The organism is Mammaliicoccus sp. RAM2, assembly GCF_045897195.1.
GTDB classification, from domain to species: Bacteria; Bacillota; Bacilli; order Staphylococcales; family Staphylococcaceae; genus Mammaliicoccus; species Mammaliicoccus sciuri.
Genome location: NZ_JBJNWI010000002.1, coordinates 355208 through 375112, shown reverse-complemented (window position 1 = coordinate 375112; position 19905 = coordinate 355208). Strand labels below are relative to the sequence as shown.

The 19905-nt window shown below is 33.2% G+C and carries 16 protein-coding genes and 20 tRNA genes; 32 read left to right on the top strand and 4 right to left on the bottom strand.

Features of this window, described 5'->3' with window-relative positions:
• Positions 1-2 precede the first annotated feature (2 nt).
• The 20 genes from ACJTHF_RS05145 (at position 3) to ACJTHF_RS05050 (ending at position 1989) form a co-directional block, all read left to right on the top strand.
• A tRNA-Leu gene (locus ACJTHF_RS05145) sits at positions 3-84 on the top strand.
• Between the two features lie 32 nt (positions 85-116).
• Positions 117-191, top strand: a tRNA-Gly gene (locus ACJTHF_RS05140).
• A 6-nt stretch (positions 192-197) separates the two neighbouring features.
• Positions 198-286: transfer RNA gene (locus ACJTHF_RS05135), tRNA-Leu, on the top strand.
• 9 nt (positions 287-295) lie between these two features.
• Positions 296-369, top strand: a tRNA-Arg gene (locus ACJTHF_RS05130).
• Positions 370-387: 18 nt separating this feature from the next.
• A tRNA-Pro gene (locus tag ACJTHF_RS05125) sits at positions 388-461 on the top strand.
• A 25-nt stretch (positions 462-486) separates the two neighbouring features.
• Positions 487-562, top strand: a tRNA-Ala gene (locus ACJTHF_RS05120).
• A 21-nt stretch (positions 563-583) separates the two neighbouring features.
• A tRNA-Met gene (locus ACJTHF_RS05115) sits at positions 584-657 on the top strand.
• A 36-nt stretch (positions 658-693) separates the two neighbouring features.
• Positions 694-767: transfer RNA gene (locus tag ACJTHF_RS05110), tRNA-Ile, on the top strand.
• Positions 768-779: 12 nt separating this feature from the next.
• A tRNA-Ser gene (locus ACJTHF_RS05105) sits at positions 780-872 on the top strand.
• A 26-nt stretch (positions 873-898) separates the two neighbouring features.
• Positions 899-972, top strand: a tRNA-Met gene (locus ACJTHF_RS05100).
• Positions 973-985: 13 nt separating this feature from the next.
• Positions 986-1061 (top strand) — tRNA-Asp (locus ACJTHF_RS05095).
• 20 nt (positions 1062-1081) lie between these two features.
• Positions 1082-1154, top strand: a tRNA-Phe gene (locus ACJTHF_RS05090).
• 14 nt (positions 1155-1168) lie between these two features.
• Positions 1169-1244 (top strand) — tRNA-Thr (locus tag ACJTHF_RS05085).
• A gap of 6 nt (positions 1245-1250) precedes the next feature.
• A tRNA-Tyr gene (locus ACJTHF_RS05080) sits at positions 1251-1334 on the top strand.
• Between the two features lie 18 nt (positions 1335-1352).
• A tRNA-Trp gene (locus tag ACJTHF_RS05075) sits at positions 1353-1426 on the top strand.
• A 2-nt stretch (positions 1427-1428) separates the two neighbouring features.
• Positions 1429-1501: transfer RNA gene (locus ACJTHF_RS05070), tRNA-His, on the top strand.
• Positions 1502-1516: 15 nt separating this feature from the next.
• Positions 1517-1588 (top strand) — tRNA-Gln (locus tag ACJTHF_RS05065).
• 6 nt (positions 1589-1594) lie between these two features.
• Positions 1595-1669, top strand: a tRNA-Cys gene (locus tag ACJTHF_RS05060).
• Positions 1670-1680: 11 nt separating this feature from the next.
• Positions 1681-1755: transfer RNA gene (locus tag ACJTHF_RS05055), tRNA-Gly, on the top strand.
• A gap of 149 nt (positions 1756-1904) precedes the next feature.
• A tRNA-Leu gene (locus ACJTHF_RS05050) sits at positions 1905-1989 on the top strand.
• Positions 1990-2294: 305 nt separating this feature from the next.
• Here the strand turns inward: ACJTHF_RS05050 and ACJTHF_RS05045 are convergent.
• Together ACJTHF_RS05045 and ACJTHF_RS05040 are read right to left on the bottom strand one after the other, a co-directional pair.
• Positions 2295-2510 (bottom strand): hypothetical protein, encoded by a 216-nt coding sequence (locus ACJTHF_RS05045; protein WP_048539822.1) that lies wholly within the window; start codon positions 2508-2510, stop codon positions 2295-2297.
• Positions 2511-2570: 60 nt separating this feature from the next.
• Entirely contained in the window at positions 2571-3536 is a 966-nt protein-coding gene (locus ACJTHF_RS05040; RefSeq protein ID WP_171992077.1) for a LacI family DNA-binding transcriptional regulator, read from the bottom strand.
• Between the two features lie 90 nt (positions 3537-3626).
• On the opposite strand from ACJTHF_RS05040, the gene ACJTHF_RS05035 reads away from it, so the two are divergent.
• Complete coding sequence (locus ACJTHF_RS05035; RefSeq protein ID WP_078355963.1) at positions 3627-3965, top strand: DUF4440 domain-containing protein; 339 nt, start codon at positions 3627-3629, stop codon at positions 3963-3965.
• 28 nt (positions 3966-3993) lie between these two features.
• On the opposite strand, the gene ACJTHF_RS05030 is transcribed toward ACJTHF_RS05035, so the two are convergent.
• On the bottom strand, positions 3994-4944 hold the full coding sequence (locus ACJTHF_RS05030; RefSeq protein WP_048539825.1) for a LacI family DNA-binding transcriptional regulator: 951 nt from the start codon (positions 4942-4944) through the stop codon (positions 3994-3996).
• 160 nt (positions 4945-5104) lie between these two features.
• Here ACJTHF_RS05030 and ACJTHF_RS05025 point away from each other — a divergent pair, with 160 nt between their 5' ends.
• Genes ACJTHF_RS05025 through uxaC form a run of 4 tightly spaced genes read left to right on the top strand, consistent with a single transcriptional unit; the run spans position 5105 to position 9304 of the window.
• Entirely contained in the window at positions 5105-6106 is a 1002-nt protein-coding gene (locus tag ACJTHF_RS05025) for a TRAP transporter substrate-binding protein (protein ID WP_078355962.1), read from the top strand.
• On the top strand, positions 6099-6587 hold the full coding sequence (locus ACJTHF_RS05020; RefSeq protein ID WP_048539827.1) for a TRAP transporter small permease: 489 nt from the start codon (positions 6099-6101) through the stop codon (positions 6585-6587). Before ACJTHF_RS05025 ends, ACJTHF_RS05020 begins: the two co-directional genes overlap by 8 nt.
• Positions 6587-7882 (top strand): TRAP transporter large permease, encoded by a 1296-nt coding sequence (locus ACJTHF_RS05015; RefSeq protein WP_119650168.1) that lies wholly within the window; start codon positions 6587-6589, stop codon positions 7880-7882. Before ACJTHF_RS05020 ends, ACJTHF_RS05015 begins: the two co-directional genes overlap by 1 nt.
• Before the next feature lie 15 nt (positions 7883-7897).
• Positions 7898-9304, top strand: coding sequence for a glucuronate isomerase (gene uxaC / locus ACJTHF_RS05010; protein ID WP_232157086.1), 1407 nt, complete (start codon positions 7898-7900; stop codon positions 9302-9304).
• Between the two features lie 43 nt (positions 9305-9347).
• Here the strand turns inward: uxaC and ACJTHF_RS05005 are convergent, their stop codons facing one another.
• A complete protein-coding gene (locus tag ACJTHF_RS05005; protein WP_078355959.1) occupies positions 9348-11441 on the bottom strand; it encodes a TIM-barrel domain-containing protein in 2094 nt (697 codons plus the stop codon).
• A gap of 140 nt (positions 11442-11581) precedes the next feature.
• Between ACJTHF_RS05005 and ACJTHF_RS05000 the strand changes: the two genes are divergently transcribed.
• From ACJTHF_RS05000 to argB, 7 genes are all read left to right on the top strand, one after another.
• Entirely contained in the window at positions 11582-12634 is a 1053-nt protein-coding gene (locus ACJTHF_RS05000) for a PTS transporter subunit IIC (RefSeq protein WP_078355958.1), read from the top strand.
• A 416-nt stretch (positions 12635-13050) separates the two neighbouring features.
• Positions 13051-14049 carry a D-2-hydroxyacid dehydrogenase gene (locus ACJTHF_RS04995; protein ID WP_058591074.1) on the top strand — a complete coding sequence of 333 codons (999 nt, stop codon included), beginning with the start codon at positions 13051-13053 and terminating at the stop codon, positions 14047-14049.
• A 97-nt stretch (positions 14050-14146) separates the two neighbouring features.
• The gene (locus ACJTHF_RS04990; protein ID WP_037589738.1) at positions 14147-15610 is read left to right on the top strand and encodes an ABC transporter permease subunit; all 1464 of its coding nucleotides are present in this window, start codon (positions 14147-14149) and stop codon (positions 15608-15610) included.
• Positions 15603-16328, top strand: a complete 726-nt coding sequence (locus ACJTHF_RS04985; protein WP_048539832.1) for an amino acid ABC transporter ATP-binding protein — start codon at positions 15603-15605, stop codon at positions 16326-16328. The genes ACJTHF_RS04990 and ACJTHF_RS04985 overlap by 8 nt, the downstream gene beginning before the upstream one ends.
• Before the next feature lie 25 nt (positions 16329-16353).
• On the top strand, positions 16354-17388 hold the full coding sequence (gene argC / locus ACJTHF_RS04980) for an N-acetyl-gamma-glutamyl-phosphate reductase (protein WP_078355957.1): 1035 nt from the start codon (positions 16354-16356) through the stop codon (positions 17386-17388).
• A 15-nt stretch (positions 17389-17403) separates the two neighbouring features.
• On the top strand, positions 17404-18642 hold the full coding sequence (gene argJ / locus ACJTHF_RS04975; RefSeq protein WP_078355956.1) for a bifunctional glutamate N-acetyltransferase/amino-acid acetyltransferase ArgJ: 1239 nt from the start codon (positions 17404-17406) through the stop codon (positions 18640-18642).
• A 14-nt stretch (positions 18643-18656) separates the two neighbouring features.
• Positions 18657-19418 (top strand): acetylglutamate kinase, encoded by a 762-nt coding sequence (argB, locus tag ACJTHF_RS04970; protein WP_048539835.1) that lies wholly within the window; start codon positions 18657-18659, stop codon positions 19416-19418.
• Positions 19419-19905 lie beyond the last annotated feature (487 nt).

The window sequence follows — 19905 nt, the reverse complement described above, 5'->3', positions numbered from 1 at the left end:
AAGCGGGTGTGGCGGAATTGGCAGACGCACTAGACTTAGGATCTAGCGCCGCAAGGCGTGGGGGTTCGACTCCCTTCACCCGCATTATTATTAATATGATTTAAGCATTTAATTTTGCAGAAGTAGTTCAGCGGTAGAATACAACCTTGCCAAGGTTGGGGTCGCGGGTTCGAATCCCGTCTTCTGCTCCATTATTTGCCGGGGTGGCGGAACTGGCAGACGCACAGGACTTAAAATCCTGCGGTAAGTGATTACCGTACCGGTTCGATTCCGGTCCTCGGCACCATATTAATATGCGCCCGTAGCTCAATTGGATAGAGCGTTTGACTACGGATCAAGAGGCTAGGGGTTCGACTCCTCTCGGGCGCGTAATGACCATTTTGGTTACGGGAAGTAGCTCAGCTTGGTAGAGCACTTGGTTTGGGACCAAGGGGTCGCAGGTTCGAATCCTGTCTTCCCGACTCTTTAAAAATATACATATTAAATGGGGGCTTAGCTCAGATGGGAGAGCGCCTGCTTTGCACGCAGGAGGTCAGCGGTTCGATCCCGCTAGTCTCCACCATTTAAAAAATAATATCATCATGGCGGCGTAGCTCAGCTGGCTAGAGCGTACGGTTCATACCCGTGAGGTCGGGGGTTCGATCCCCTCCGCCGCCATTAAAATTTTCAATATGATTACATATTTTAAATTTTGGACCTTTAGCTCAGTTGGTCAGAGCAAACGGCTCATAACCGTTGGGTCGCAGGTTCGAGTCCTGCAAGGTCCATACTTATATATTGGAGGAATACCCAAGTCCGGCTGAAGGGATCGGTCTTGAAAACCGACAGGGGCTTAACGGCTCGCGGGGGTTCGAATCCCTCTTCCTCCGCCATTATATTTGTAACTTAATATTATTATCGCGGGATGGAGCAGTTCGGTAGCTCGTCGGGCTCATAACCCGAAGGTCGGTGGTTCAAATCCGCCTCCCGCAATAGCTTTAATGATGGTCCCGTGGTGTAGCGGTTAACATGCCTGCCTGTCACGCAGGAGATCGCGGGTTCGATTCCCGTCGGGACCGCCATTTTTTAAAAATTAATGTATGGCTCAGTAGCTCAGTCGGTAGAGCAAAGGACTGAAAATCCTTGTGTCGGCGGTTCGATTCCGTCCTGAGCCATCTTTTAACTTTTTGCCGGCCTAGCTCAACTGGTAGAGCAACTGACTTGTAATCAGTAGGTTGGGGGTTCAAGTCCTCTGGCCGGCACCATCTAACGGAGGGGTAGCGAAGTGGCTAAACGCGGCGGACTGTAAATCCGCTCCTTCGGGTTCGGCAGTTCGAATCTGCCCCCCTCCACCATTATTATTTTAATTTAATAGGGGCATAGTTCAACGGTAGAATAGAGGTCTCCAAAACCTTTGGTGTGGGTTCGATTCCTACTGCCCCTGCCATGGCGGCTGTGGCGAAGTGGTTAACGCATCGGATTGTGGTTCCGACACTCGTGGGTTCGATTCCCATCAGCCGCCCTTATTTTATATTAATGGGCTATAGCCAAGCGGTAAGGCAACGGACTTTGACTCCGTCACTCGCTGGTTCGAATCCAGCTAGCCCAGTAGTCTGGCGGCATAGCCAAGTGGTAAGGCCGAGGTCTGCAAAACCTCTATTCACCGGTTCAAATCCGGTTGCCGCCTCCATTAATAACTTTGCGGGAGTATTTCAACTTTTAGAATACATTCCTTCCCGGAATGAGATATAGGTGCAAGTCCTATCTTCCGCTCCATTATTATTAATACTGCTATTTATTAAAATGCGGGAGTATTTCAACTCTTAGAATACATTCCTTCCCGGAATGAGATATAGGTGTAAGTCCTATCTTCCGCTCCATTTATTTCTTCCATTGGGAAGATTTTTTTGTAGGATTTTTATTAAGCCGGTGTGGTGGAATTGGCAGACACGCGGGACTCAAAATCCCGTGTCCGTTGAGGACGTGTCGGTTCGAACCCGACCACCGGTATATATTAATAAACCATTTAGAACTATTTAAGTCGTAAACGTTGATTTTACGGCTTTTTTGTTTGTTAATAAACTATTTAGAAACATATAAGTTCAAATTTTTGGTCACAGTTAGGGCTATAAGATCAGACTATATTAACGATTTTGTTAAGTGCTGACGCCTGAGGAAAAAGTATGAGTGAGAGACTACAGGCTCGAACCATAGCCTAAGCAAGCATGGACGTACAAAATCGTAGATTATAAAAAATAACATCTCATTTTTACTGTGAATCAGTAGAATGAGATGTTATTTTTTTAGAGTTTCTTTTAAAGTTTAATAATATAATCAATCTTCTTATCTTTATACATCTTACTTCTTGTCATTACTTGAGGGATATCATATTTGTTTTTCATACTAATTGCTTTCGATAGGCTCTCATCAGTACAAGCGACAATATCAATATTGCTAGTGTGTTGAAGTATTTCTACATAAATTTCTGAAGTAATATTACAACCATCAATACCAACTTTTTGTTTGTTCATTTTAATTACCCCCTAATATTTGTGATTGATTAAAGGATAATCTATGAAATGCATTTCATGTCAATGGTTTAATTTAAATACTGAGTTTCTTTTAATAAGTTTTGTTTCAAATAAATAGTTATTCAGTTTATCTTCATATAGTTGATTAAACAAACTTTTACCAATTTGAAAGAGGGGAATCTCTATTGTAGTAAGGTTTAGCAACTTAGATATTTTATGATTTTCAAACCCAATGATAGATATGTTTTTCTTCTTTTCTTCATCTAAACTTATAAATAATCCTGCTGCTGTGTTATCTCCTGATACAACAATTGCTGTTGTTGGATTTTCTTTATTTTCAATTTCTTGTGCGAGTCTTTGACCATCTTCTAATAATACAAAATTCTCATATATATCTTGATCATTGTAAGTTATAGAATTCTCACTGCAAAAGTCTTTATATGCTTGTATTCTTAAAATTGAACTAGTGCTATTTCTTCTATTTATGGCACATGCAATATGTCTATGTCCATTATTGTATAGATGATTTAATGCTTGTTTGAAGGCATTATAGTGATCAATATATGTAGTTCTAAATTTAGAGTTTGAAATATTTTCGAATATAGAAATTGGACCAAACTCTATATACTGTTCAACTATATTTAATGAAATATTCCTTGAACATATAATGAGTGCGTCTATTTGTTTTAATTTTAACATTTCCAAAGCGTCAATTTCTTGATCAGTATCATAGGCAGTTTGGAACAAAACAATTTTTTTGTTTGATTTAATCGCTTCTTCAGAAATACCTTGAATTAACTGTGAAAAATAGGGATGATTAGAGAATGGTAAAACGACACCTATCAAATTTGTTTTACCTTTTTTTAAATGAATTGCATTGATATTTGGTATATAATTTAATTCTTCTATAGTATCAAGTACTTTTTGTCTTTTTTCTTCATTAACATAAGGGTGGTTATTAATTACTCGTGATACAGTACTTGGTGAAACGCCAGCTCGTTTAGCTACTTCTTTTAAATTTGTCATTTGCATACCCCCTCGATTATACTTATTACTATGTTATTATTTTAGCATATAAATTGAACTATATTTACAAAGATAAAGTAGGTGTAATTTATTAAACAGCAATTTTATGAATTAGAATGTGCACATTTGGATGCTAGTAATAGAAATGATAAGTCGTTTATCATAAATTTACTTGATGATGAATTTAAAGAAATAGGTAAGTCTGGTAGAATGATACATAAACGTGATATTGAAGAGGGCACTTTACATACATTTGATTATGAGATTTCGGATTTTATAGTTGAAAAAATCCAAAAAGGTATTGTACTAACGACTTATGAATTAATCAATAAAACTGATCATATTACAACTAAGCGAAGTACATTATGGATTAGAAAACAATCTGAGTGGAAGATGAGATTCCATCAAGGAACAATAGTAAAAAAATGACTACAAAATTGTAGTCATTTTTTTGTCTTTATTTCCGCTTTACTAATTCAGGCTCAAGATGATAGACATCTGGTTGATTTTCCTTATATTCAATTGCATTGATAAGGATATTAACTAATGTTTCAGCAATTTTTTTAGTAGGGACACCAACTGAATGAATCACTGTATCCATATGGTCAAATTGAGGTACATTGTCGTATGAGTATACAATATGTTGATCAAGTGAATCTTTTAAAGTGTGTATGAGTCCTAAAGTAATATCATAACTTCCACAAATGATACCTTCTGGTAAAGTATGATTGGTTAAATATGATTTTAATGCAAAAAATGTATCTTCAGCAGATAATCCTTTTGAATCAATCATATTATAATTAAGATGGTGTTCTTTACAATAATGTTCAAAGGTTTCTTTCTTTATAATTTGTCGAATATCATCGGTGTTAAGATCTCCAATATAACAAATATTTGTTATATTATTTTGCATTAAATCATCTAATGAAAGAATCATTGCATGTTTATGATTGACATTTACAATAGGGTATTCGAGCTTTCGGTCTGTACCATAGGCAACTACTGGAATATTAGAACTTATGATACTTGGTAAGGTAGAAGCTTCACCTTCATCAAATACGATGATGCCATCAAAACGTAATTCTAAAAATTTATGTGCAGCAGTTTCCACATCATCGATTGATACAGACATAAAATATCCAGTATTCTTTAAAAAGTTATTAATTTCTGAAACAAGAGTTGAAACTGCAACTCTGTCTACTGATGGCCAAATGAGTCCAATTGTTTGGCTCTTATTTGAGACTAAAGAGCGAGCGGAATTATTAGGTATATAATTCATTTCTTTTGCCTTTTGTTGTATGCGCTCTGTTGTTTCAGCAGTAACTAAAGGAGAATTTTTTAATGCTTTACTTACTGTTGAATAACTAACACCACAGGCATTTGCAATGTCTTTTAATGTTACAGCCATGTGAGTCTCCTTTAAATATTATTTTCTATATTATACCATAAGCATACAATTTCTATAAATAACAACGTTGTTATTTTGATTCATTTCATTTATACTTATCAATAAGAATTAAAGATGTAATCAAATTGATTACTTTTTTAGAATTAATGGGGGATGAGAGATGAAAAAAATTTTACTGTTAATTGTAAGCGTATTCATAATTTTGTACGGATGCCAACAAAGTGACGCACAAGATAAAGATGTTAAGACTTTAACATTAGCACATAACCAATCAACAACACATCCAGTACATAAATCTTTAGAAGAATTTAAAAAAGAAGTAGAAAGGAAATCTCATGGAAAATTAAAAATCAAAATATATGCGAACGGACAACTTGGAAGTGAGCGAGAAGCGATTGAAATGACGCAAACAAATGCCATTCAATTTACAAAAGTTTCAGCAAGTGCACTTGAAAGTTTCTCTGAATCGTATTCTTTATTCAGTATGCCTTATCTATTTAAATCTCAAGATAGTTTCCGATCCATTATGAAAAAACCTGAAGTACAAAATTCATTCTTTAATACGACAAAAGACAACGGGTTTGTAGGTATTACTTACTATGACGCAGGATTAAGAAATATTTATACAAAAGATAGAGAGATAAAAACGAATAAAGATTTACATGGTTTAAAAACACGTGTTCAACCTAGTAAAACAAGTGTTGAACTTATTAAATCATTAGGTGGTACACCAACACCAATGGCGTTTGGTGAAGTTTATACAGCACTACAATCTGGTGTTATTGATGCAGCTGAGAATAATGAAACAGCATTGACTGACAATAAACATGGTGAAGTCGCAAAAAATTATTATAATACAGAACACGCTATTGTTCCTGATATTTTAATCATGAATAAGGATGCATATAATGATTTATCTAAAGAAGAAAAAGGATGGATAAAAAGTGCAGCAAGATCTTCAACTGAAAAGCACGAAGTTATCTGGGATAAAGCTATTAAAGAAGGGATTAAGACAGCTAAAGAAGATATGAATGTTAAGTTTCATGATGTAGATAAATCATCTTTCAAAAAAGCTGTAAAACCTTTACAAGAAGAATTTAAAAATAATAAAGGAACTGAAAAACAATACAAATTGATTAAGGAGGCAGAACAAAATGAATAAATTAACACATTATATCGATAGAACTTTGCTTTCTGTTTCAGGTGTATTGGTAACTGTAATGGTTATTTTATCAGTTTGGCAAGTGATAACTAGATATATATTAAACACGCCAAGTACGACAAGTGAAGAAATCATTCGTTTCTTGTTAATCTGGTTTGCATTATTAAGTGCAGCATATGTATTTGGTAAGAAAAAGCATATTGCCATTTTATTTATTAGAGAAAAGTTTCCAGTTAAAGCGCAGTTATTTATAGAAAGGCTGACGAATATCATTATTTTATTAGTTGCTTTAATTTTGATGATTTATGGCGGTATTAAAATTGTTGCACTTACTTGGACTCAAATAGCACCATCTACTGGTGTATCAATGGCGTTAATGTATGGTGCGTTACCTATATCAGGACTTTTCATTGCTTTCTATTCAATTCGAGGCATTATAACAAATGAGTTACCAGAAAATGATGAAGGCGGTGAAGTGTAATGACGACAATTGCTGGAATCGTATTATTTGTATCTTTAGCCGTATTTTTAGCTTTTGGTATTCCAATCGCAATTTCAATAATTTTAAGTTCATTATTAACGTTAATACTTATTTTCCCATTTGATGTCACAATACTTACGGCAGCTCAAAGAATGATAACAGGTATTGATAACTTTACAATGCTTGCCATTCCGCTATTTGTACTTGCCGGAATATTGATGAATAACGGTGGTATTGCATTTAGATTAATTAACTTTGCGAAAGTGTTAGTAGGTAGATTACCTGGTTCTTTAGCACATACGAACATTGTAGGTAATATGTTGTTTGGTTCTATTTCAGGATCAAGTGTTGCAGCTGCTGCAGCAATGGGGAGAATCATGACCCCCATGGAAACAACACAAGGTTATAAAAAATCATATTCTGCAGCTGCTAATATTGCTTCAGCACCTTCAGGATTATTAATTCCACCAAGTTCATTATTGATTGTTTATTCACTTGTAAGTGGTGGAACATCAATTGCTGCATTATTCATTGCAGGTTACATTCCAGGGATTTTATGGGGTCTAGGTTGTATGGTTGTTGCTTACTTTTTAGCAAAAAAACATGGCTATTCAGTTTCTGAAAAAGTGAGTTGGAAAGATAAATTATTTTTAACTTTAGATGCCATTCCAAGTTTACTATTAATTATTATTGTAATCGGTGGTATTGTAGCTGGAATATTCACAGCTACAGAGGGTGCAGCTGTCGCAGTTCTATATGCATTTATACTGTCTCTTATCTATAGAAATTTAAAAATAAAAGATATACCTGCGATTATTATAGAAACGGTTGAAATTACAGGTATGATTTTATTCTTAATTACTGCATCTGCATTATTCTCACTCGTTATGAGTTTCACAGGATTACCAGAAGCAATTTCTGGCGGTATATTATCATTAACTGAAAATCCTATTTTATTATTATTGTTAATGAATTTAATTTTACTAATTGTTGGTACATTTATGGACATAACGCCAGCAGTACTTATATTCACACCAATTTTCTTACCAATTGCAGATAGTATCGGTTTAGACCCGATTCATTTCGGTATTGTGATCGCATTTAACTTATGTATTGGTAATATAACTCCTCCAGTAGGTAGTGCGTTATTTGTTGGTAGTAGTGTTGCAAATGTACGAATTGAAAGTGTCATTAAGACATTAATACCATATTTTATTATTTTAATTATTCTGTTGTTATTAATTACATTCGTACCACAATTATCGTTATTTTTACCAAAATTACTTGGGCTATAGGAAAGGTGAGTATTTATGAGTATGATTCAAGAAAATTTTATTGTTCAATCTAAAAAAGGACAAGCATTATATAAAGTTGCTAAAGATATCCCGATTTTTGATTTTCATTGTCATTTAGATCCGAAAGAAATCTATGAGAATAAACCTTTTACTACGATTACTGAAGTTTGGCTTAAACATGACCATTATAAATGGCGCTTAATGCGCGCATATGGAATTGATGAGTCGTATATTACAGGAGATAAATCCGACAAAGAAAAATTCGATGCTTTTATAAGTTTATTGCCAAAAAGTATTATGAATCCGATGTATCACTGGTGTCATTTAGAGTTAGCAAGGTATTTCAATATCAATGGAAATTTAAATAAAATTGATAAAGAACAATTATATAATCAGTTGAATGAAAGTTTACAACAACCAGAATTTCTTCCAAGAAAATTAATAGAAAGAAGCAACGTCCAAATCATTTGTACAACTGATGATCCGTGTGATGATTTGAAATATCATCAATTACTTCGTGAAGATAAGTCATTTGATGTTAAAGTGTTACCAACATTTAGACCTGATCGTTATATCGCCTTAACGAGAGATAATGTAGAAGCATCAATTAATCAATTAGAAAATGCTACAGGAACAAGAATAAATCATTTGGAAGAATATATTAATGCGCTCAATGAACGTATTGAATACTTTCATCAAAATGGCGCAAGAAGTTCTGATCAAAGCTTTGCGAAAGTACTTAAAGTGGATGTAACAAAAGAACAAGCTGATCAGTATTTTGAACAGATTAAACAAGGTGAAGACTTAGATGAGGAAGATTTAAGTAGATTATCTGGGTATATTTTAACTGAAGTAAGTAAAACGTATAAAAAATATAATTGGGTTGTACAGTTTCATCTTGGACCAGTAAGAAATAATAATACATTATTGTTTGAAGAAGTTGGTCCAGATGCTGGATTTGATAGTGTAGGTGATATGCTCAGTTCGTCTGATTTAAATAGATTTTTAGATCATTTAAATCAAAATGATGCTTTATCAGATACAATTATTTATCCTAATAATGCAAATGATCACTTAATGGTGCAAGCTACAGCTGGAAACTTTACTTCAGATAAAGTCAAAGTGCAACTAGGTGCTGCATGGTGGTTCAATGATACTAAAGAAGGAATGGAACAACATTTAGTAGAATACGCAAATGTTGGATTGATATCTACTTTCGTTGGTATGTTAACTGATTCAAGAAGCTTATTATCGTATACAAGACATGAATATTTTAGAAGAATATTATGTGAAATGATTGGTAAACGTGTGGAAAGAGGAGAAATCATTGATGATGATGAAATTTTTTCTGAAATTATTAAGGATATATGCTTTAATAACGCCGTGACTCTATATAATATCGAAGGTGTAGATGCTATATAATAATTAAGAACCTAAGACAGCATCGTCTTAGGTTCTTTTACATTTAGAACTTTAGATTTTCAATTGTTTTTAAATCATCTTTATAAACTGGTATCTCTGCGCCTTTTACTACAAATGTTGGGATATGTTGTAAAGTCGTTTTTACGGTTATTGTTTGACCACCTTCAAATTGTTTGCCGCTATGAAAATCAATCCAACCTTTGTTGTTGTTAGGTAAATAGATTGTTCTTTCTTGTTGAGATTTTTCTACGATAGGGGCAATTAACATATGCTCACCTAACATAAATTCATCATTTTCTACAAAAGTAGTGATATCATTTTCATATTGGTAAAAAGTAGGTCTTATAATTGGTTCATACGATTCATGTGCCTGTATAACTAATGACTGAAGATATGGTTTAAGCTTTTCATGGAAGTGCATGGCTTGCTTAACTTCAGATAATACTTTTTGATGCATCCAAGGTTCATTTACAGTACCATCATCATTCCATGAGTGGATTGAAAATCTCGGATAATAAGCACCACATTGCACCCATCTTAAAAATAATTCCGCTTCTGGTTTATCTCCAGAAAAACCGCCAATATCATGTCCGAAATTATAAACACCAGATAGACTTAAACCAATTGCCATAGCATTATTATATTTTAATGTATGCCAACTCGTATAGTTATCACCTGTCCAAGTTTGAACATATTTACTCATACCAGCTGCACCAGTTCTACTAATGATATAAGGATATTCTTCTTTATGATATTTTTGTTGAATTTCTCTTGATGCTTTCATCATTAATATAGGCATGATTGCTTTATAATCTTGGAAATTCGCTTCATTTCCGAATCCATTTACGATAGCTTTATCATCCCAAATTTCGAACTCGTTATTATCATTCCATGTGCAATTCACATGATTAGATAATAATTGTTGTTCTATTTTTGATTGCCACCATTTAATAGTGTCTTTATTTGTAAAGTCTAAGTAGTATCCTTTTTCATCCCAAAATTGTACAAGAAGCGGTTTGCCATTCATATCTTTAATAAATCCATCTATGGCTAATACCTCATCTAGTAGAGGATGATCTGTAAGTAGGGTAGGTTTAATATTAGCAACTAATTCTACATTCTGGTCTGTATAAGCTTTACCAAAAGATTTTGGGTCTTTAAATTTATCGTAATTCCAATTAAAAACGTATCTCTTATCATGAATGGATGTATAACCTGATGATAGGTGGAAAGATCTAATCGTTATATTATGTGTGTTACACTGATCTAGAAAAGACAACAATCTTTCATCTGAATTTGGTAAATCTGTATATTGCATTGTTGAGCCAGAATAAGACAAACTCCATTCAGGCATCAGTGTTGGTCTTCCTGTTAAATGACTAAAACGCGTCGTTACTTGTTGAATAGACGGACCAGCAATAACGTAATAATCAAGAAAATCTGATTTAGTTTCATAATATCTATAATGACCGTGATAATTATCTAACTCTTGTCCAAGATCTACAATAGAGTCTTGATAATCATCATAGAAGATACCAAATGCTATATTTTCGTCAGTATTGTATGTGAGATAATAAGGAATATGTTTATAAAGCGGATCAGTCGTTTCAGCATTATAACCCATAGCATCTATATTCTTCATTCTAAATCGTCTGCCATGCTTATTCACTTTTCCACTCTTTTCTCCGAGTCCAAAATACATTTCATTTTTATCTCGATTTAAATAATGACAAGTCGGGTGATTTTTTGATATTTGATGATGATAGCTGCCTGTCTGACGGTCTTGCATGATTTTAATTTCTTTGTCAGATGAACTTAAATCATACCAACTACAATAGAAATCTTCTTTATCAATAATGAGTTTTAATAATTTTGTCTCAATTATAATATTGTGTTGTTCTTCTGAAATTTCATATTGAGGACATGAAAAGTTAGATTGATCGTATCTTGAGAGACCTTCAAACGGTAAGTCAGTATCTCCAGGTGTAATGGTCCAAGTTGGTAAAGATATATCTTTCTGTGTAGAAGATTTAATATTGATTAAGTAATCTTCTAATATGCGAATTGTAAAGAAATGCTCATTTTGCTTGTCACTGATTACAATTGTATTTTTATCTTGTGAAATCATATTAAACATGTAAATAGCCTCCTATAACAACGTTGTTATTTAGACTATTACATTAATCTATACCAAAGTAAAGTAAAATAGTAAAAATAGCATTGTCTATGAAAATAAAGTCATATATCATTAATACATATTATTTCAGGAGGCTTTTTATGGATAAACATTTCACAGTAAAGGAATTTTTCTTTAATATTTTAAATGGTATAGGTGTAGGTATTGTTATAGCATTAATACCAAACGCCATACTTGGTGTGTTATTTAGTTATTTATCACAGTTTCATCCGCTATTAGAAATGTTTAATCAAGCATTATTACTCATGCAGTTTGCGATGAGTTTAATTATAGGGATCGTTGTTGCACATCAATTTAAATTCCAAGCTACTGATGCGGTTATGATTGGCGCTGCAGGATTAATAGGTTCAGGCGCTGTAAAAATACAAAATGGTCAATTTATATTTGTGAGTATAGGGGATGTCGTCAATTTAATCGTTGTGTTAATTATCAGTTGTTATTTGATGATTAAATTGAAAGGTAAATTTGGTTCTTTAGATATGTTGATTATGCCAATTATTATTTCAGTAGTTAGTGGATTTATAGGTATGCTGACACTTCCATATGTTAGTAATGTAACTAAAGGCATCGGCAAATTAATAGAACAATTTTCTACATTGAATCCGTTAATGATGTGTATATTGATCGCGATTACATATGCATTATTAATGGTTACGCCAATTTCAGTTGTTGCAATAGCTACTGCAGTCGGTTTAAACGGTTTAAGTTCAGGAGCTGGCAATATGGGTATTGTTGCAGCATGTGTGACTTTCTTAATGGGCTCATGGAAAGTAAACGAAAAAGGTATCAATATCGTACTTATAATCGGTGCAGCTAAAATGATGATTCCAGTATATTTCAAAAATCCAATCATCGCAGTACCATTAATCATAAATGGATTAATGAGTGGATTACTAACTTATTTCATAGGCATAAAAGGTACACCAATGTCTACAGGATTTGGTTATACCGGATTTGTTGGACCAGCAAACGCATTAAAATTTATGGAAGGATCAGTATTTTTAAATATATTAATACTTGGCGTAGCATATTTCGTCATACCGTTTGTATTTGCATATATCGTACATAAAGTTTGTTTAAAAATACTTCCAAAATACAATCAAGAAATGTTTTTATTTAAAGAAAATAATTAAAATGAAGAGAAGGCTGAGACAAGAAAAATGTCTCAGCCTTTAAATTTGTCTTAATACTGGTGCCTTTATTAGCAAGTTTGGCGAGAAGTGCAAATAAGGAGATCAGTAATTACAATTCTCAGTAGTTTTGTAATTAAGGCTGTCCATAGTAACACTTCAGCTGACTTTTGTAATTAACAACCCCGTTATAAACAAGTTTGGCAAGAAGTGTTCACAAGGCTATCGTTATGAACAAGTTTAGACAAAACTGTTCACAAGGACACTAATTAGTAACACTTCTTGTTAGTTGTGTTATTAACCATACTGCATACATACATTTTTAATTGTAAGAATATTATGAAAAAGAGATTGTTTGTTTTCATAAAGTGTTGTAGAATTAATCATTATTATTTTTTTACTGAAAGGAAGAACATATTATGAAATTTAAATTATTTAATATAAGAGAAGATGAAAAGCCTTATGCATATCAATGGGGGCAATCTAATGGTCATGAAATTGAATGTACTGAAGAGGATTTAACTTTAAATAATGTCCATACTTTATCATCTTTTGATGGTGTGAGTACTCAACAGCTATTTAAGTTTGATGACAGAATATATGAAGCACTTAAAGATGTAGGTATTAAACAAATTGCTGGTCGTGCTGCTGGGTTTGATATGTTTAATTTAACTGAAGCTGCTAAACATGATTTAAAAATAACAAATATTCCTTCATACAGTCCAAATGCGATAGCGGAATTTGCAGTTTGTAGAGCATTAGAATTAGTAAGAAACATTAATAAAATAAATAAAAAAGTAGAACGTCAAGATTTTACTTGGGATGAAACAGTAATCGCTACAGAACTAAGAAATATGACGGTACTGGTTATTGGTGTTGGTAGAATTGGTAAAGTGTCAGCACAATTATTTAAAGGATTTGGTGCGGAAGTTATCGGTTATGACCCATATGATCAATCGTTACGCGATATTGAATATGTACAAAGTTTACAAGAAGGACTATCTAAAGCTGATTTAATTACATTACATGTTCCTGCAAATGAAGAAACGACACATATTATTAATGAAGAGACGATTAAATATATGAAAAATGGTGCATATTTAGTGAATACAGCTAGAGGTGCGACAGTGAATACTAATGATGTCATTCAAGCATTAAATAGCGGTAAATTACATAGTGTCGCTTTAGATGTATATGAAAATGAGTTTGCATATTTCTCATATGATTATAAAGACAAAGAAATTGAAGATCCTACTTTAAAAGAATTGATGTCACGTGATGATGTTTTAATTTCACCTCATATTGCATTTTATACGTATACAGCAGTACAAAATATGGTTGAAATTTCATTAGATAGTGCACTTGAAGTTATCACAACTGGATACAGTGAAAATGAAGTTCAATTAAGTAAAGTATGAATGAACGTTCGTTCATACTTTTTTTATAAAAAGCTATTGCATAAAATTTCATAAATGCGTATAATAATGAATATTATTAATTCAGGAGGTAACGAATTTGAAAAGAAATGTATTTACTAAAGTAGTTATAGCAACAATTTGTTTACTACTTACAATTCCTTATTTAGCCCCCATAAAGTCACAAGCTGCAGAAACTGATCAATGGGATAAAGCTAAAGAACGAGGCGAGTTAAGAGTAGGCTTATCAGCAGATTATGCACCTTATGAGTTTGAGCACACTAAAGATGGTGAACGTGAATATGCTGGGATAGATATAGAACTTGCTAAAAAAATTGCAAAAGACAATGATATTAAACTTAAGATTGTGAATATGCAATTTGATAGTTTACTAGGTGCTTTAAAAACTGGAAAAATCGATATGATTATTTCTGGTATGGCTCCAACTCCTGAGAGAAAGAAACAAGTTGATTTTTCTGATGATTATATGGAAGTTAATCAGAGAATGATTATACAGAAAAAAGATAAAGACAAATTAAAAACGATTGATGATTTTAAAGGTAAAATGGTCGGTGTGCAAAAGCAAACGACTCAAGAAGAATTGGCAAAAACAGAAATGCCAGAATCTCAAGTTAGCTCATTAACGAGAGTACCGGAAGTTATTATGTCACTTAATTCTGGAAAAGTAGATGGCATGATTATTGAAGGGCCTGTTGCTGATGCGTACCTAGAGAAGAATCCTAATTTAACATATTCAGATGTAACATTTTCAGATGCAGACAAGACAACAGCTATTGCATTACCGAAAAATTCACCTGAATTAATGAAGAGAGTTAATAAGAGTGTTAAAGAAGTTCGTGACAATAATTTGATTAAAGACTATCAAGATAAAGCAACTGAAGCGATGTTCGATGATGGTTCTTTCTTCAGTAAATATGGTTCATATTTCTTACATGGTGTAGGTTATACGATTTTATTATCATTCTTAGGTGTAGTAGCTGGGGCATTAATTGGTTGCTTCTTAGCACTTATGAAATTAAGTAATAGTAAAATATTTAAATCGATTGCTTCAGTTTACATTGAATTTATAAGAGGCACACCATTACTTGTTCAAGTATTTTTAGTTTACTTCGGTACAACAGCAGTACTTGGATTAGATTTATCAGCATTAATTTGTGGTATTATCGCACTCATCATTAACTGTAGTGCTTATATTGCAGAAATTATTAGAGCTGGTATTAACGCAGTAGATAATGGCCAAATGGAAGCAGCTAGATCACTAGGATTAAATAAATCGCAAGCAATGACTAAAGTTATCTTGCCACAAGCCATTAAAAATATTTTACCTGCATTAGGTAATGAATTTGTAACAGTTATTAAAGAATCTTCTATAGTTTCTGTTATCGGCGTAAGTGAATTGATGTTTAATGCTCAAGTTGTTCAAGGGGCATCATTTGATCCATTTACACCATTATTAGTAGCAGCAGTATTGTACTTTATCTTAACGTTTACGTTATCTAGAGTGATGTACTTTGCTGAAAGGAGGTTTAGTGTAAGTGATTAAAGTTAACGATTTACACAAATCATTTGGTAAAAATGAAGTATTAAAAGGTATTAATTTAAATATTGAAAAAGGGGAAGTTGTTGCGATTATCGGCCCATCTGGTAGTGGTAAAAGTACGCTTCTTAGATGTTTGAATTTATTAGAAGAACCTTCCTCTGGACAGATTGTATTTGAAAATAATGATTTAACAAATACTAAAGGTGCAAAGTTGGATCAATTAAGACAAAAAATGGGCATGGTTTTCCAAGGTTTTAATCTTTTTCCACATAAAAAAGTAATCGAAAATATTACACTAACACCTTTAACTTTGAAAAAAGGACAAAAATCCGAATTAGAAGATCAAGCTAAACAATTACTTCAAAAAGTTGGTCTAGAAGATAAAGCAGACGTTTATCCTTCTAAATTATCAGGTGGACAAAAGCAACGTGTAGCGATTGCTCGTGCGTTAGCGATGAACCCAGCAGTTATTTTATTTGATGAACCAACATCAGCATTAGACCCCGAAGTTGTTGGTGAGGTATTAAGTGTTATGAAAGATTTAGCCAAAGAAGGTATGACAATGGTCGTTGTAACACATGAAATGGGATTTGCTAAAAATGTCAGCGATCATGTGATTTTTATGGATGAAGGTATTGTTCAAGAAGAAGGTACACCTGAACAAATATTTGATAATCCTCAAAACGAAAGAACGAAACAATTTTTATCTAAAGTATTATAATACTAAAAATAGAAGAGGTGTTTTCGTGTTAGATATAGGTATAGTCGGTGGAAGTGGATACGGTGCAATCGAATTGATGAGATTATTAAATCAGCATAAAGAAGTGAACATCAAATATGTATTCTCACATTCGAAATCTGGTCAAGATATTAAGGAAACATATCCACATTTACAAAATAATATTATTGAACAATTCACAAGTTTAGATGTAGAAACAGTGCAATGTGATTTAATATTTTTTGCGACCCCCTCAAATGTGAGCAAGAATTTTATTCCTAAATTAATAGAACGTGGTATTAAAGTAATCGATTTATCTGGAGACTTTAGGTTAAAAGACCCCACAATTTATGAAAAATATTACGGAGAAAAGCCAGCTCCTCAGAGTGTATTGGATGAAGCGATGTATAGCTTGCCTGAGTGGTCAAGTGTGGATGGATCATCGACACAAATTATTGCAAACCCGGGTTGTTTCCCAACGGCAATACTCTTATCTTTACACCCTCTTTTAGAAAGTGACTTAATTAATAAAGACACGATTGTAATAGACGCTAAAACTGGTGTTTCAGGTGCTGGTAGAACATTAAGTCAAAATGTTCATTTTGGCGAAGCAAATGAAAACTTTTCAGCTTATAAATTAGGATCCCATAAGCATACACCAGAAATTGAACAGTATTTATCACAAGTCTCGAAATCAGACATAAAAGTGACATTCACACCTCATCTCGTTCCTATGACAAGAGGTATATTGGCAACTATTTATGTAGATTTAAAAGATCAAACAAGTGAAGAAGCATTACATCAAATATATAAACAGAAATATGATGACAAACCATTTGTTCGTGTAAGAGACCTTGGCGAATTCCCTACAACAAAAGAAGTTCTAGGCAGTAATTACTGCGATATAGGTATTTATGTTGATGAAGACAGACAAAAAGCTATTATCGTTGCAGTTATAGATAATCTCGTTAAAGGTGCAAGTGGTCAAGCAATTCAGAACATGAATAGATTATTTGGATTTAATGAAGATGAAGGATTAAATTTATTACCAATATACCCATAGAATAGGAGGAATTTGATGTTAGATAAGACTGAAGAATTAATTGACTCTGAAATGATCATTATAGAAGAAGGTGATGTCGCATCACCTAAAGGATACATTGCTGGCGGCATGCATGTTGGTTTACGTAGAGAAAAGAAAGACTTTGGTTGGTTATATTCATCAGTTCCAGCTAATTGTGCAGCGGTATATACACAAAATGCTTTTAAAGCAGCCCCATTAAAAGTCACTGAAGAAAGTATTAATGTTGAACACAAACTTTCGGCAATTGTTATTAATTCTGCCATCGCAAATGCTTGTACAGGTCAAAGAGGTTTGGATGATGCAAAGCAAACTCAGAAATGGACTTCATCTAAACTACAACTACCTGAACATCAAATCGCAATTGCATCTACAGGCTTGATTGGTGAATTTTTACCTATGCAAAAAATTGAATATGGTGTGAATAATATTGATATTCTCAATAATGCGCATTCTTCTGATTTTAATGAAGCTATTTTAACAACTGATAAAGAGACTAAACATATAGCAGTACATATTAAAATTGATGATGAAGTTATTACGATTGGCGGTTCATGTAAAGGATCAGGCATGATTCATCCAAATATGGCTACAATGCTTGGCTTTATGACTACAGATGCAAATGTTGACTCTGAAGATTTGAATGACTTATTAAAAGAATCTGTTGATGAAACGTTTAATATGATTACAGTTGATGGTGATACAAGTACAAATGATATGGTTATACTTTTAGCTAACGGTGAAAGTGGCCAACATACATTAACTAAATCACATCCAGAATGGGAGAAGTTCGCTCAAGCTGTCCAATATGTGAGTCAATATTTAGCTCAGAGTATTGCAAGAGATGGTGAAGGTGCGACGAAGCTAATCAAAGTTAATGTCAAAGGTGCTAAGACTAAAGCTCAAAATAGTGCAATTGCTAAAACAATTGTTGGTTCAAGCTTAGTGAAAACAGCAATACACGGTGCTGATCCAAACTTTGGAAGAATCGTAACTTCAATCGGTTATGCAGATCATACTGTAGATACTAACGAAGTAGACGTTTGGCTTTGTGGACATTTATTAGTCAGTAAAGGTATGAATGTAACATTTGATGAGTTAGATTTAAAAGCTAAGATGGAGCAAGATATAATTGAAATAGAAGCAAAAGTTGGAAATTCTCATCATTCATCTACCGCTTTCGGATGCGATTTGAGTTATGATTACGTAAAAATTAATGCATTATATAGAACTTAATAGGAGGTCATTAAGTGAAGTATGCAGTCATTAAAATTGGTGGAAGTGTATTAAGCAACTTAAGTCAAACGATAATAGAAGATATACTTACTTTAAAAAGTCAAAATTATATGCCAATCATTGTCCACGGCGGCGGCCCGTTTATTAATAAACAACTAACTAAAATTGGTATTGAAAGTAAATTTGTAGATGGATTACGTGTTACTGATGAAGAAGTGTTACTACAAACTTCAAGTACATTGATAGGTGAAGTCAATCCACAAGTTGTGTATCAAATTAATCAACACGACTCATTAGCATTAGGAATAAATGGCATTGATATGAATTTATTTGACATTAAACCTTTAGATTCTAAATATGGATTTGTAGCAGAATGTACATCCGTTAATAAAGAAACACTGGCTAATATATGTTCGAACAGTATTCCAGTTATCGCACCAATCGGTATCGATAGAAATACTGGTCAAAGATATAATATTAATGCAGATAGCCTTGCATATAAAATAGCGAGTGAAATGGAAGGCGACTTATTCTTAATAAGTGATATTCCAGGTGTACTGATTAAAGATGAAGTACAAAGTCATTTAAGTATAAATGATATTCATAATTATATAGAAACAACTGAAATATATGGAGGTATGATCCCTAAAGTTACTGGCGCAATTTCTGCAATAAAAGAAGGCTGTAAAAGCGTCAAGATTATTTCAGGATCATCAGACCATGCATTATTAAAAAGTTCTCATTCAAATAAAATAGGTACAACAATTACATTATAAATTAAAAAATTCGACAGCGTTTTTGAGCACTGTCGGATTTTTTGTTCGCTTATTAGCAGATTTGGATGGAAGTGCAAATACTGGTGTCGTTATTAGCAGATTTGGTTAGAAGTGCAAATAACGAGTGTCTTGTTTACATTTCTCAGGACTTTTGTAATTATGGCTATCCATAGTAACAGTTCGGCCAAGTTTTGTAACTAACGCCCCGTTATGAACAAGTTTGGGCGAAAGTGTTCACAAGAACCCCGTTATGAACAAGTTTGGGCGAAAGTGTTCACAACACCCTCGTTATGAACAAGTTTAGGCAGAAGTGTTCACAACACCCTCGTTATGAACAAGTTTAGGCAGAAGTGTTCACAACAGCCCCCCACCACAAACAAGCTAAATAATGTCTTGCCAAACCATTTACCATATAGTTTATGAAAGCAATTTTTATATACTTATTTAATGGAATTAATACGAATACCGTAAATTTATTTATTAAATG